Below are 13,742 nucleotides of genomic sequence, written 5' to 3'. Positions count from 1 at the left end.
ACGAGGATATCGTCGATCACTGCTGCTACGCCTGGAACAAGCTCATCGACCAGCCATGGCGCATTATGTCCATCGGCATCCGTGACTGGGCCTATCGGTTCTGATCAACGAGACTTGGTATAAAAGAGCGCGATCGCAATCAGGGCGCAGCTACGACCGATCATGGCTAGCCTGAAACCCGTTCGTTCTGCGTGAACCAGAGCGATCTCGACATCAGCGAGATCGGCTGTCTTTTGCCTCCGCGAATAATTGAGCCCAAGTTGTCGCATGTATCGGAAGATTGGCAACGAGGTCACGCTCTCCCTGAAAACTGACACGTCGTCCTCCGCCTCTCAGGCTCCCAGAGATCATAACGTGAGAGTCTGTCATGTGGCCCCATGTCAGTGTCCTCCGCCCGGGCCAGCGAGTGTTACGCAGTCGATCATGGCTTGCGAACCGGCACCAGTACGAGCGCCAAAGTCGCTGCGATGCCTTTGTCTGGAGAGGGACGATCAGCCCCGATATCGCAGCACATCAATCAGCACGGCCAGGGCCGGCGAGACATGCCGGCGGCTCGGATAATAGAGGTGATAGCCGGGGAATGGCGGGCACCAATCCTCCAGCACGCGCATGAGACGCCCGTCCCGGATATGCGGGATGGCCTGATCCTCCGGTAGATAGGCGAGCCCCAACCCGTCCAGCGCCGAGTTCAGCCGCATGGCGAGGCTGTTGAACACGAGCTGCCCCTCGCCACGGACCTTGACCTCGCGACCGTCCTTTTCCAGCCCCCAGGCGAAGAGCCCGCCATAGGTCGGCAGACGCGACGCAATGCAATTATGGGAGGTCAGGTCCTGAGGGGTTTCGGGAACGCCGTAGCGATCAAAGTAGTCCGGCGAGCCGATCACGGCCATGCGCATCTCCGGGCCGATGCGAACCGCGATCATGTCCTTCGCCAGTTGCTCGCCGAGGCGCACGCCCGCGTCGTAACCAGCGGCCACGATATCGACCAGGCCGTAATCGACGATGATCTCGACCGTGATGTCGGGATGATCCGGCAGGAATTTGCGCAGGGCCGGCTGCAGCATGGCGACCGCCGCGTGTTCGCCGGCCGTGATGCGGACCGTTCCGGCAGGTTTGCCCCGCAACTCGCCGAGCGCTGCGATCTCCGCCTCGATCTCCTCGAAGCGCGGACCGACCGTCTCCAGCAGCCGCTTACCCGCTTCGGTCGGCGCGACACTCCGCGTCGTGCGGGTCAGCAGGCGCAGCTTCAGCCGTTCCTCGAGCGCCTTGATCGTCTGGCTCAGCGCCGATTGCGAGACACCCAGCTTGGCCCCGGCCTTGGTGAAGCTGCGCTCCCGCGCCACCATGGCGAAGGCGGCAAGGTCGTTGAAGTTCGGCTGCGCCATTGATTAGAGTACCTTATGAGCTCTTGCGGATTATAGCTCCTAATCATCGCTGGCGACGCTCGCCAGTAGATTTCGGCATCGCCGAGCCCGCTTGCACAGCCGGTCGGCGACAGGTGGAAGCTGGTCGGAATTGCGGGGACGACCCGCCACGGCGGCAACGGGACATAAACCAGCGCGGCGGCACCGGCCGCAAGTGCTGGCCAGCGTAGTTTACGCAGGACAGCCGCGAGGGCGAAGAACACGAGTGCGATGGCGATTGGGCCGAGCAGGCGGAACAGCCCGCCGCGCAGATCGGCATCACCGTTGCCCGGCGGCAACCCACCGCCCCTCCAAGGCTGTTTGATCAGGCCATAATTTCCATGGTTGTGATCAGCCTATCTCCTGATTGTCATACACTGATATCAGCCTATAGGCTGATATCAGTTGGCCGCAGATCAGCCTGTAGGCTGATTTGTTGACGCCAGTACATTCCAGGGACATAGAGATATACGGTGGCGATTACCGGCGAAGCTTTTCGATACCGAGTTCGGCCCAGATCCATCGGAAATCATAGGTCGCCATGGGGTCGTTGGGGTCAGGCTGGCTTGAAGAACTGTTTTCAAGATATTTGAGCCATTCGGCGACCTTCTCGCGACCCTTGGCGGTTTTGATCGCCATGCGCGGTGAGATACCCCCCAGCATTCCGACAGGCTGATCGAGGGTTTCGCGATACTGCTTGTCCAAAAACTCATGAACAACCTTTTGGGCGATCTCGGGTGGCAGCTCGGGACCGGCCGTATCCTGGTGGACCGGCCTTTCGGCCATCATTTGCTCGACGGTGCGGATTTCGGTGAGCGGCCTTCCAACCAGATCGTTCAGCGCGCCCTGGATCAGCGCCGTTCCCTTTTCGGCTCGGGCAGCGGAATTCGTCGACAGATGCAAGGTGCGACCTCTCATTTCAACATTTCCGAGAACCCGCGTGCCGTCCTCCATGGCAGTGTCCCATGCGAGGTTCCCGGGCTCGCTGGCCTTGAGCCCTCCCTTCGGGATGTCGCCAAGCCAGTTCCAGAATTTCGCGTTCTCCTGTCGCAGAGCCGGGACTGTCTTCAGCTGGGCGGTGATTTCTTTCTGGGTGATCCCGGATGCCAGGGGAAAGCGGACATCGTGGAAGATGATTGCGTCACCGTCGCCATTCTCGAAGGTGGTCTGTCCCGTCCGCATCGTCCGGTCCAGTGTGTCGACCAGCCATGTGAGGGTAAATACCGGTGCGGCCCGTTGAAGGTCTTCGTTTGTCGGTACGGGCAGTTTTTTAGACCGACGCTTGCCAAAGATCGCCCGCAAACCATCGAACAGCGCATCGGACGCGTCCGGGGTGAACGGTAGCAATCCTCCGCCCATGATGTTCTTGCCTGCAACGGGAACGATTCTGGCCGCAACCCTGTCCCATTGCTGCAATGTCTTCGTGGCGGTGCCCTCGCTGACCAGCACAGGATCTCCACCGCGGATGAGATCGCGCGCCATGAGGGATTTGCCCGGCACGATGTCGCTGACTTCGTAGAGGCTCATGACCGACGTCCGGAGCGCCTTCATATAAGCTTTCGCCTGGGCACCTTCCTTCCAGCCGCGCCGCTTCAGATACTCATCGACGATATTGCCGCCCTCGACGTCGAAATCCTGAGTGAGGAAATCCTCGAAGCCGCAGCCCCAAAGCGTCATTGCCCATTGATCGCCGAGCATCTCGGCCAGATCGCCGAACTCCGCGTTGCCGGCGTCGAGGACCGGCCCCAAATGGTCGTCGAGAACACCTTCGAAACAATCGCGCCATTCGTCGCGGGAGAGGAACTTCATCAGACCCTTGAGGTCATGGTTGTTGGGCATTGCCTTTTCCCACGTCTGTGCTCGGCGATCATTCTCGATACCGTCGCCTGGCGGACTTCGTAGAGCCGCACCATTTCAGCGGCTGACTTGCGTCCGGACAAGACGCTCTCTGCGATTTCCAGCCATTTCTGGATTGAGCGTCTTGCGGCGGCGGCCGCTCCTGCCCTTGGATCGCGCCAAGGCCAACCCGGCGGAGATGCGCGCTCGCGGATCATGGCGCGCTTCGCATTCGGCGAACGAACCGACGATCTGCATCATCATGCGACCTGCGGTGACCGGCTTCGCCCGCAGCGAACCTTCTCCCTTCACGGCTGCCGCTCGTTCCGGTGGTCAGCGCCGAGGCCTGGATTGGGGCTCACGCGGCCGAGCTCGATGCCGCGCTCCTCGCCGAGCATGCTGCGAAAAAGTGGCAACGGTTTTTCGCATGAAGCATGCTCTGAGAGTCGATCACGTTTTCCGCGTTTGGGCGTTTTCGCCCAAACCCAGCGTGATCGAGGCAGGCCCCGCCTCAGAGCGGCGGCGTCGCGTAGAGCACTTTGCCGTTCACCTTGATCTCGACATCCTGCAGATACTGGCGGATGCCGCCTTCGTCGATCTCCAGGCCCAGCCCCACCGCGTCGGGGACGCTGATGTCGCCGTTCCCGTCCCTCTCCAGATGGTTGCGGGTGAAGGCGAGCGCGACGGGCTTCGGCATGGCCGGATATTCGCAGATGACGTGATCCTTCAGGCCGGCATAGGGCTGGATCGAGGCCGAGAGCGCCAGATGCGAGGTGAAGCTGTGATTGACGAAGGTCACGCCTCTGGCGACGGCGTAGTCGGCCACCTCCTTGGAGGGGCCGACGCCGCCGATCCGGCCGCAATCGATCTGGATATAGCCGACGCCGCCATGATCGATCAGTTGCTTGGCCATATGGACGTTATGCGCGCCCTCCCCGCCGGCGAGGCGCACGGTCGCACTGCGTTTGGCAAGCGCCGCATAGGCGTCGACGGCGCTCGCCTGGAACGGCTCCTCGAACCAGAGCGCGCCGGCCTTCTCCAGCGCCGGCAGCCTCGCGGCGGCGCGCTCGACGTCCTCGATGAAGATCTGGCCGGTATCGACCAGCAGGATGCCGTCCGCTCCGAGACCCTCGCGCGCGGCGACGAAATGCTCGGCATCCGCGGCAACGCTGCCACGCCCGATCGGCCCCCAGCCGAACTTGGCGGCGCGGAAGTTGCGCGCCCTCGCATCACGGGCGCGCGCCAGCGTCTCCTGCGGCGTGTCGCCGAACAGCACCGAGGCATAGGGCGTCTTGGCATGGCTGCGTTCATAGCCGAGCAGGCGCCAGACCGGCTCGCCGCGCAGCTTTCCCAGCACATCCCACAACGCCATTTCGACACCCGACAAGGTGTGGGGCGCCTGCAGCAGGTCCATCGAGTTATAGGCGACATCGGCCGAGATCTGCGCGATATCGGCGGGGCTCTCCAGGCGCTTGCCGAGCACGGACGCGGCGACGGGCCGGCAGACGCCATGCGACATCGGGCAGATGAAGGCTGCGATCGAGGGCAGCGGGGCCGCCTCGCATTCGCCCCAGCCGATCTGGCCGCCGGCAGCCACCCGCACCAGCAGGGCATCCTGGCTGCCATCGGCCTCGTCCGTCACCTCGGGCATGGACAGGTAGAAGAAGTCGACAGCATCGATCGTCGGCACGGGCGTGTCCTTCACAGCGTGTAGATGACGGGGTTCGGCGCGAAGGCCGCATCGGCCTCGAGCGGATACATCGGCCGGGCGCAGATGCTGTGCCCGAGGCTTTTGAGATTGGCCGAGGTCGCGCCGGGCGCGTCGATGTTGAAATTATGCTCGCACCATTGCTCGAACATGTGGTGCTCGGCATGGGGCGACTTCACCACCACGAGGTCGAAATCCTGGGGGTTCAGGCCATTGGCGTAATACATCGCCCGGTCGAACAGGCTGACCGAATGGGTCATGACCACGATCGTGAACGGGCCGAAGGTCAGCACCGCGGTCGGGCCTGCCGCAAGCGGCGCCTTCATCGTTTCCAGCAGCGCCTCGCCATCCGAGAGCAGCTTGACCTTGGCCTCGACCTGCATCGGCGTGAAGCGGGCGGGGTCGATGCTGCCGCCGAGCGCGACACTGATCGTCGCGCCGACACCGGCCTTGTGCGCGGCGGCCGCGGCAGTGGCATCGACCAGCGGCGCCAGAACCTTGCCGCCATAACCGGCCGCGTGCAAAGCCGCGATGATGGCGTTGCTGTCCCCCGACGCGCCAGAAGAGGTGGCGTCGGCGGCGTCCGTGAAGATCAGCGGCCCGGCCATCGTCCGGGACTGGGCGATGGCGCGCTCGAGCCCGATCAGCTTGCCCTGCATCCGGAAGCGCTGCGGCCAGAATTCCTCAGCCAGGCGGAGCGCCTCGCGTTCGGCGGTGGCCGCGTCGCCGTCGGTCAGGACCAGGACCTGCGAGCATAGCTCCGGCACGTCGGTGAAGGGGTTGCCGATCATGATGCCGGCGGCCAGCGCCCTGCCCTCCTCCTCGAGGCGCCGGCAGTCGCGCAGGAGATCGCCATAGCAGCCGGTCTTGGTGATGAGCTCGTCGCCGCGGACCAGCGTCGGCATGACGACGCGCGCGGCGACCGGGCGAAGTCCGCCCTCCATCAGGCGCAGCAGCAGCGCGGCGGCGCGGCGCCCGGTATCGGCGAAATCGACATGCGGATAGGTCCAGTAGATCGCGAAGCCGTTGACCTGCCGCAGCATGCGGTCGGTCAGGATGCCATGCAGGTCGAGCGAGATAACGATCGGCATCTCCGGGCCGACGCGCCGGCGCAAAGCCTCGAGCAGGTAGCCCTCCGGATCGAGCTCGCCCGCGGCGGCCATCGCACCATGCAGGCAGAGATAGATGCCGTCGACGCCGTCGAGGCGGGCGAAGACGGCCTCAATGAATTCCTGCGACAGGCGCTTCCAGCCCTCGGCCGAGAGCAGCCCGGCGCTGCCGGCGCGGGCGCTGATGCTGGGCACCACGGTGATATCGCCGCGCGCCTCGAACACAGCCAGTGCGCCGCCGATCTCCTGGTTGGTGCCGCGCTGCTCATAGAGGGCGTCACCATGCCTGATGTGGAAATTGCCATAGCCCGACGGGAGCGGATTGAAGGACGAGATCTCCTGCTTGCATTCGGCGATGAGGATGCGTTTCACGTCTGGTCTCCGGTTTTGTCTCCCGGGCGCGGCTCTCCGCGCCGGCCTTCGGGATGGCGGCGTCTACATGGTCGAGCGCGGATCAAGCGCGTCGCGCAGGCCATCGCCGAGCAGGTTGAGGCCGAGCACGGAGAGAACGATCGCCAGCCCCGGGAAGATCGTGATCCACGGCGCCTCGCGCATGAAGTCGCGGCCCTGGGCGATGATCGCGCCGAAGGAGGGCGCCGGCGGCGGCGGCCCGGCGCCGACAAAGGAGAGCGCGGCCTCGGCGAGGATGGCGACAGCGAAGACATAGGTCAGCCGGACGATCAGCGGCCCCATGGCGTTGATCAGCACATGCCGGAACAGGATCGACAATTCGCCCGCGCCGAGCGAGCGGGCGGCCTCGACATAGTCGAGCTCGCGCGCGACCAGCACCGAGGCGCGCACGATGCGGGCGGTGTGGGGCATGGTGGCGATCGACAGGGCGATCACGACATTGGTCAGCGAGGCGCCGAGCACGGCGCTGACCACCATGGCGAGCACGATGGAAGGGAACGCCATCAGCGCATCCATCAGCCGCATGATCGGGTTGTCGAGACGCGGAAAGAACCCTGCGACCGCGCCGATGACGGTGCCGAAGAGGCCGGTGAGAATGACGGTCGCCGCACCGATGCTGAGCGAGATCCGGGCGCCCACCATGACGCGGGAGAGGATGTCGCGGCCGAAATGGTCGGTGCCGAACCAGTAGGTGGCGTTGGGCGGCGTCAGGCGCATGCGGGCGTTGCTGCGCAGCGGATCGAAGGGCGCGAGCACATCGGCCAGCAGCGCGACCAGGACGATGGCGAGCACGATCGCGGCCCCGATCTGGAAGGAGCGGCTGCGGGCGAGCCGGCGCAGGCTGGCCTGCCGCGGGCTCAGGGCCGGCTGGGGAAAGGCGATCGTCATGGTCACGACAGCCTCACCCGCGGGTCGACGACCGCGTAGAGGAGATCGACGATCAGATTGATCAGGAGATAGACCACCGCCAGGAAGAGCAGGCCGCCCTGGAGCACGGGAAAGTCGCGGGAGGCGATGGCGCCGACGATCAGCCGGCCAATGCCGGGAATCGAGAAGACCTGCTCGATGATGACGGCGCCGCCCAAGAGCGCGCCGGCGACGATGCCGATCACGGTCAGGATCGGGATCATGGCGTTGGGCAGGCCGTGGCGCAGCACGATATAGAAGCGCGACAGGCCCTTGGCGTTGGCCGTGCGGACGAAATCCTGGTTCAGCGTTTCCAGCATCGAGGCGCGGGCCATGCGCGCGATGAAGCCGACCTGAACGAGCCCGAGCGTGAACGCCGGCAGGATCACCGTCCTGAGCCAGCCCAGCGGATCGCTGCCGAAGGCCGTGAAGCCGCCGCTCGGCAGCCAGCCGAGCGAGACGGCGCAGACGAGGATCATCACCAGTCCCAGCCAGAAATCGGGGACGGAGAGGCCGAGCAGCGCGGTCGTCATGAAGAGTTGGTCCGGCCAGCGATTATGGAAAACGGCGGCCGCGATTCCGGCGGGCACGCCGAGCGTGATGGCGATGGCGAGCGCGAAACTGGCGAGCGAGAGCGTCACCGGCAACCGCTCCAGCAGCGCGCCGGCAACCGAGCGGTTCAGCAGCACGGATTGCCCGAGATCGCCGCTGAGGACGCGCCCGTACCATTCCGCCATCTGCAGCGGCAGCGCCTTGTCCAGTCCAAGCGCCGTGCGCAGCGCCGCGACCTGCTCGGGCGTGGCCGAAGCGTCGAGGAAGGCCGCCGCCGTATCGCCCGGGACCAGCCAGATCAGGGCGAAGGACATCAGCGAGACCAGCGCGAGCACCAGGATCGCGCTGGCGATCCGCCGGATCATGAAGGTTGCCATCAGATCTCCCGCTTGGAGAAGGCGCAGTCACGCCGCCCGCCTGCAGCGGGCCGGTTTGCAGCGGACCGGTCGGCGGGCGCGCTGCTTGACGCGCCCGCCGACGGTTGTCAGCGCTCGAGCCAGACGCCCCACATGCGCGGGATGCGGTAGGGCTTGAAGTTCTTCAGCTTGGCGGTGCTGACCTGGAAGACGCCGTAATTGCCGGCCTTCATGGCAACCGCATTGTCGTACATATGGGTCTGGAAGCGGTCGAACAGCGCCTTGCGCTTCGCCTCGTCCATCTCGCTGCCAAGCGACGCCGCCAACTCGTCGATGACGGGATCCTTGGCCTGCTGCGACAGGCCGTTGACCCAGGGCGCCATGACGGAGGCCGGCCCCTCGAAAGGCTCGATGCCGAAGCCATGGGTCCAGAAGGTCCAGCCCTGCGGGGTGAAGCCGATCTTCGAGACCGTCGGCCAGTCGGCGATCGAGATATCGACATTGACGCCGATCTCCTTCAGCCGCTCCTGCAGCACGGTCGCCGTGTCGACATTGGCGCGCAGGTTGTCGACGATGAAGGTGGTCTTGCCGCCCTTGTAGGAGGATTTCGCCAGGAGCGCCTTGGCCTCCGTCAGGTCGGCCTTGTTGTATTTGGCGCTACCGGCCGTGCTGTAGAAGGGCGCGCCGGGATAGAGCCAGCTCGGATCCATCTGGTTGATGTCAGAATAGGCGATGCTCATGATGTCGTCCATGTTCAACGCGGCCTGGACGGCGAGCCTGAAATTCTTGTCGTTGCCCGGCGCCTCGGCATGGTTGAACTTGATCACCTGGAGGCCGAAGGGCACGACCTTGTGGATCGCGAAGCGCGGATCGCTGCCGAGGCGCTTGGCGGTCGGCCCATCCGCCGTCTCGTTGAACTGGATCTGGCCGGATTCGAGCGCTGCGGTGCGGGCGCCGCCCTCCGGCATGAAGCGGAAGGTCACGGTGTCGAGGAAGGCCTCCTTCTTGCCGGCAAAGCCATCGCGCCCCGTGCCGTTGGGATTGGGCACATAGCCGTCGAAGCGGGCGAGCTTCACATGGCTGTCGGGCTTGTACTCGACGAATTTATAGGGGCCGGTGCCGATGATCTCGATCTTGCCGGCGTCCTTCGCGGCCTCGCTCGCCGGATAGATCGCCAGCGGAGCCCGAGGCGAGGAGAGATTGTCGAGGAATGTCGCCTGCACCTGCTTCAGCGTGATGGTGACCTCATGCGGGCCGGTCGCCTTGATGCTGTCGATCGCGGAGACCAGGGCGAGCGAGGCGCCGATCTTGCGGTAGCGTTCGAGCGAGGCGACGACGTCATTGGCGTCGAGCTCCTTGCCGTTATGGAACTTCACGCCCTTGCGGATCGGGAAGACATAGGTCTTGCCGTCCGGCGAGATGGTGACGCCCTCGGCCAGCTCCGGCACCGGCCTGGCGTTCTCGTCGCGGGCATAGAGCGTCTCGAAGACATGCAGGGTGACGTTGCGTGAGGCCTGTGCGGAGGTGATCTGCGCATCGAGCGAAGGCGGCGCCTGGCTGATGCCGATGACGACGTCCCCGCCCTTCTGCTGGGCAAAGGCTCCGGCCGGCATGGCCAGGAGCATGGTTGCTGCAAGCGCATGGCCGAGAATGCTGTGCTTTTTCATGCCTGATCTCCCCTTTTTGATGATTCAGGACGTCACTGGGCAGCGCGGGTCTCGTCGTAGTCCTCCATCACCACAGCCACGGCGTCGCCGCGCTGGACGCGGCCCGGACCGGCCGACATCCACAGGACGCCGTCGAGCCGGTAGCGAACCTCGATCGGTGGCCGGTCGACATCCTCGACGAAATGCAGCAGCCCGGCGAGTTCGCCGGCCCGGCAGATGTCGCCGACGATGTTCTTGGGCTCGAACAGCCCGCCCGATGGCGCAAAGCTGTATCCCGCCGCGTTGCGGACCATCATGTGGCGGGTGGCTTGCGCCCCGTCGCGCTGGCGCGTGTCGGGGCTGCCCTCCATCAGCTTGAAATGCTTGAGAATGTTGAGAAGCGCACGGTCGGCGATGCGCACGCCCTCGACATTGACGCGCCCCCAGCCGCCGAGCTCGGTCCCGAGCGAGAGAATGCCCCGGCGCTCGACGGAGGAGGTCAGCGTGGCGCCCTCGTCGACGCCCCAGAACACGACATTATAGGGCGCGCCGAAGGCCGCGGCCGCCGCCATGGTGCGCTCCCGGAGCCCGACATCGGCGACGTAATGCATGTTGGTCGACAGGGCTGAATCGCCGGAATGGCCGGCCGTGTGAAGGTCGATGGAGATGTCGACATGCGGCAGCAGCACCGCATCGACGAAATGCGCCAGCATCTCCGAGAAGGTGCCGCGCGGATTGCCGGGGAAGCAGCGGTTCATGTCGCGGTTGTCGACCGGCGAGAGCCGCGTGTCGTTCATCACTGCCGGGATGTTCAGCGCCGGTATCATGATGACGCGCCCCTGGATCGCAGCAGCATCCAGGCTGCGTGCGAGCCGGGAGATGGCGATCTGACCCTCATATTCATCGCCATGGACGCCGCCTGTAAACAGCACGGTCGGACCGGCACCGTTGCGCACGCAGACAATCGGGATCTCGACCGTGCCCCAGCCGGAGGTGTTTCGCGAGAGCGGCGCCTTCAGGTAGCCGACCTGGCGACCTGGCGCATCGAGGTCGATTTCGCAGCGAATGCGGCTCTCGGCAACGGTCACCATCCCCACCCCTCCTTGCTCTTGTAATCGTATGATCGTATACGATTCTACGATTAGTCAAGTGAGACCGCCGCAGGGCGAGGCAAGTGCAACAGGCGACGATGCAGCAGACGAAAACCACATCGAGGGCGGAGGCGCCAAGGCCGGTATCGCGCGGCACGGGCTGGCTGCCGCTGCAGCCGCAGACCCTGGTCGACCAGGCGATCGAGGCGATCATCGCCGGTGCAGCCGCCGGCCTGATCCTGCCGGGGGACCGGGTCGTCGAGGCCGAGCTCGCCCGCAAGCTCGGCGTCAGCCGCGTGCCGGTGCGCGAGGCGCTGCGGCTGCTCGAGAGCCAGGGCGTCGTCGTCAACGAGCCATACAAGGGCATCCGGCTGCGCCCGGTGACGAATGACCGGGTTGCCGACCTCATCGAAACCCGTATCGCGCTCGAAGCCAGCGCCATGGCGCGGGCGACGGCGGCAGGGCGCAATCGCGGCCACCATCTCGACCCGCTGCGCAAGGCGGTTGCGGAAATGGAGCTGATGGCGGCCCGCCACGATGCCTATGGCGTCGCCGCGGCCGACACACTGTTCCACCGCGCGCTCTGCGAGCTCGGCGGCAACAGCGTGACGCTCGATCTCTGGGAGACGCTGTCACGGCAGTTCACCATCATTTTCGGCCTGGCGACCTTCGGCAAGCCGATGCTCGGCGTCGTCGAGGAGCATCAGGATCTCCTCGTGGTGTTCGAGGCCGGCGATATCGCCGCGATCCGCGCGGCGCTGGACGAGCACATCACCGTGATGAACCAGGCCATGGATTACGAAGCCATCATCGCCCGCCGCCGCGCAGAAAGGGACGAAGCGTGACTGTTTCCGAGATTAGCTCCGCCAGGACGACCCAGCGCCCCGCAGCCCTTCCCCCCTTCAAGATCACGCGGATCGAGGCCGCGCCGCTTTTCGGCGAGAGCCCCAAGGGCGGCTGGTCGGCGGAAATCCGGCCGGACGACTCGATCCATGCACTGATCGCGGTCCATACCGACCAGGGGCTGATCGGCTATGGCAGCTCGTTCACGGATGGGCGCCTGGTGCAGGCCGGGCTCAAGGTGCTCGAGCCGCTGTTCCTCGGCGAGGACGCGCTCTCCCCCGATCATCTCAGCGAGCGGCTGCACCAGAACACGTTCTGGATGGGACGCGGCGGCACGCTCACCCATACGATCAGCGGCATCGACATCGCGCTCTGGGACATTCTCGGCCAGGCGACCGGGCTCAGCGTCGGGCGGCTGCTCGGCGGCAGCTATCGCCGTCGCGTCCAGCCCTATTGCTCGCTGCTGATGGAGGAGCCGGCGGCGATGCGCGAGGTGATCGCGACCTATCGCGACAAGGGCTTCACCGCCTTCAAGATCGGCTGGGGGCCGTTCGGCCGGGCGCTCGACACCCGGCTCGACGAGGCGATCGTGCGGGCGGCGCGCGAGGCGGCCGGCGAAAAGGCCAAGCTCTTCGTCGATGCCGGCGCCAGCGATGCACTCTGGCCGCATGGCTTCAAATGGGCCAAGCGCACCGCGGAGATGCTGGCGGATTTCGATGTCGGCTGGTTCGAGGAGCCGGTGCGCCCCGACGCGATCGAGGAGTATCGCGAGCTGCGGCTGTGCTCACCGGTGCCGATCGCCGGCTGCGAGGTGCTGACGCGGCGCCAGGCCTTCCTGCCCTGGCTGGCGCGCGGCGCCGTCGATATCGTGCAACCCGACGTCACCAAGGTCGGCGGGCTCTCGGAGCAGCGCCGCATCGCCTGGATGGCCGATGATTTCGGCGTGAAATATATCGGCCATGGCTGGAACACCGCGCTCGGCCTCGCGGCCGACCTGCAGATGGCGGCGGCGTTCCCGAGCGCGGATCTGGTCGAGTTCATCGGCGGCAGCCCCTATGTCGACGGCATCCTCGCCGAGCCCTTCGTGCTGGATTCCGAAGGCTGGCTGACGATCCCCGACCGACCGGGCCTGGGCGTCACGATCGACCAGGACAAGCTCGCCCGCTACACGCCGAATCCCGGACTGCTCTTCGCCTGAGCCAGCTTTGGGGCAGCGCGGGCAAGACCCCGACATGCGTAGCCCCGCCGGATCATGTGAAACGGCGGGGCCGAAGCAAGCGCGACACAAGAGCTGGGGGGCTGAAGATGTGCCACGCTCGCATGAGCTTACGCCCGGCAAGCTGACATTTAGCTGACAGCCTCGGGCCAGCTCGCGCAGCTTGCTCCGTGCTCAAACGAGAATGCCTGCCGGGCGGCGCTTGCCCGTTTCATGTTCAGGGCCGATGCCGCGTTTCAGCACGTCTCGTCCCTCAGCGGCGGACAGATGCTGCGTGCCGGACTCGCCTGCGTTCTCGGCGGAAAGACCCCTCCTCCGCTGCTCCTGCTCGACGAGCCGACGAACCATCTCGACATCGGCTCGATCGAGGCCGTCGCGGCCGGGCTGCGCGCCTATGACGGTGCGCTCGTGGTCGTCAGCCATGACGAGGCGTTTCTGGAGGCGTCGCAGATCTCCCGGCGACTGGAATTGCCGCCCGGGCGCGCGCCCACCCCGTCCTAGCGGTCGTCCGCCTGCCCTCGTTTCAGCTGGCCCTGCCTTACGAAGGGTGCGCCGGGATTTCGGGTTGGGGGGTATCGAGCGATTGCAGGATTCCCGTACATCGCCCTCGGTTCACCATTGCAAAGAGGCATTTTCGACGAACCAACGCTCGCCCGCACTCAGTA

General features: G+C 65.5%; 11 protein-coding genes and 1 pseudogene. 3 read left to right on the top strand and 9 right to left on the bottom strand.

The features are described from left to right. Nucleotides 1-491: 491 nt before the first annotated feature. The 9 genes from FG93_RS24275 to FG93_RS24235 form a co-directional block, all read right to left on the bottom strand. Entirely contained in the window at nt 492-1,385 is an 894-nt protein-coding gene (locus FG93_RS24275) for a LysR family transcriptional regulator (RefSeq protein ID WP_043239526.1), read from the bottom strand. A 498-nt stretch (nt 1,386-1,883) separates the two neighbouring features. After that, entirely contained in the window at nt 1,884-3,242 is a 1,359-nt protein-coding gene (locus FG93_RS24270) for a hypothetical protein (protein WP_043239523.1), read from the bottom strand. Nucleotides 3,243-3,317: 75 nt separating this feature from the next. After that, entirely contained in the window at nt 3,318-3,503 is a 186-nt protein-coding gene (locus tag FG93_RS31405) for a hypothetical protein (RefSeq protein ID WP_152579601.1), read from the bottom strand. 247 nt (nt 3,504-3,750) lie between these two features. Further along, nucleotides 3,751-4,929, bottom strand: coding sequence for a mandelate racemase/muconate lactonizing enzyme family protein (locus FG93_RS24260; protein WP_244448717.1), 1,179 nt, complete (start codon nt 4,927-4,929; stop codon nt 3,751-3,753). 11 nt (nt 4,930-4,940) lie between these two features. Further along, a complete protein-coding gene (locus tag FG93_RS24255) occupies nt 4,941-6,428 on the bottom strand; it encodes a M81 family metallopeptidase (RefSeq protein ID WP_043239521.1) in 1,488 nt (495 codons plus the stop codon). Nucleotides 6,429-6,491: 63 nt separating this feature from the next. Then, nucleotides 6,492-7,355, bottom strand: a complete 864-nt coding sequence (locus FG93_RS24250) for an ABC transporter permease (protein WP_043239519.1) — start codon at nt 7,353-7,355, stop codon at nt 6,492-6,494. A gap of 2 nt (nt 7,356-7,357) precedes the next feature. Then, nucleotides 7,358-8,302, bottom strand: a complete 945-nt coding sequence (locus FG93_RS24245; RefSeq protein ID WP_043239518.1) for an ABC transporter permease — start codon at nt 8,300-8,302, stop codon at nt 7,358-7,360. Between the two features lie 107 nt (nt 8,303-8,409). Then, entirely contained in the window at nt 8,410-9,948 is a 1,539-nt protein-coding gene (locus FG93_RS24240) for an ABC transporter substrate-binding protein (RefSeq protein WP_043239515.1), read from the bottom strand. Nucleotides 9,949-9,980: 32 nt separating this feature from the next. Then, nucleotides 9,981-11,018 carry a succinylglutamate desuccinylase/aspartoacylase family protein gene (locus tag FG93_RS24235; protein WP_043239513.1) on the bottom strand — a complete coding sequence of 346 codons (1,038 nt, stop codon included), beginning with the start codon at nt 11,016-11,018 and terminating at the stop codon, nt 9,981-9,983. Nucleotides 11,019-11,116: 98 nt separating this feature from the next. Here FG93_RS24235 and FG93_RS24230 point away from each other — a divergent pair, with 98 nt between their 5' ends. The 3 genes and pseudogenes from FG93_RS24230 to FG93_RS24220 form a co-directional block, all read left to right on the top strand. Then, nucleotides 11,117-11,863 (top strand): GntR family transcriptional regulator, encoded by a 747-nt coding sequence (locus FG93_RS24230; protein WP_081881811.1) that lies wholly within the window; start codon nt 11,117-11,119, stop codon nt 11,861-11,863. Next, entirely contained in the window at nt 11,860-13,059 is a 1,200-nt protein-coding gene (locus tag FG93_RS24225) for a mandelate racemase/muconate lactonizing enzyme family protein (protein ID WP_244448716.1), read from the top strand. The genes FG93_RS24230 and FG93_RS24225 overlap by 4 nt, the downstream gene beginning before the upstream one ends. 177 nt (nt 13,060-13,236) lie before the next feature. Continuing rightward, nucleotides 13,237-13,578, top strand: a pseudogene (locus tag FG93_RS24220) (ABC transporter ATP-binding protein); the annotation flags it as partial. Nucleotides 13,579-13,742 lie beyond the last annotated feature (164 nt).

Origin of the sequence: Allobosea sp. LC85 (genome assembly GCF_000735605.1) — a bacterium.
Classification (GTDB): Bacteria; Pseudomonadota; Alphaproteobacteria; order Rhizobiales; family Beijerinckiaceae; genus Allobosea.
This window is presented reverse-complemented; position numbering and strand designations above follow the sequence as displayed.

Excerpts from the sequence above, each read along its gene's own strand:
- FG93_RS24270 (WP_043239523.1), bottom strand. The coding sequence starts at position 3,242 with ATGCCCAACAACCATGACCTCAAGGGTCTGATGAAGTTCCTCTCCCGC.
- FG93_RS24230 (WP_081881811.1), top strand. The coding sequence starts at position 11,117 with ATGCAGCAGACGAAAACCACATCGAGGGCGGAGGCGCCAAGGCCGGTA.
- FG93_RS24245 (WP_043239518.1), bottom strand. The coding sequence starts at position 8,302 with ATGGCAACCTTCATGATCCGGCGGATCGCCAGCGCGATCCTGGTGCTC.
- FG93_RS24250 (WP_043239519.1), bottom strand. The coding sequence starts at position 7,355 with ATGACGATCGCCTTTCCCCAGCCGGCCCTGAGCCCGCGGCAGGCCAGC.
- FG93_RS24275 (WP_043239526.1), bottom strand. The coding sequence starts at position 1,385 with ATGGCGCAGCCGAACTTCAACGACCTTGCCGCCTTCGCCATGGTGGCG.
- FG93_RS24240 (WP_043239515.1), bottom strand. The coding sequence starts at position 9,948 with ATGAAAAAGCACAGCATTCTCGGCCATGCGCTTGCAGCAACCATGCTC.
- FG93_RS31405 (WP_152579601.1), bottom strand. The coding sequence starts at position 3,503 with ATGATGATGCAGATCGTCGGTTCGTTCGCCGAATGCGAAGCGCGCCAT.
- FG93_RS24235 (WP_043239513.1), bottom strand. The coding sequence starts at position 11,018 with ATGGTGACCGTTGCCGAGAGCCGCATTCGCTGCGAAATCGACCTCGAT.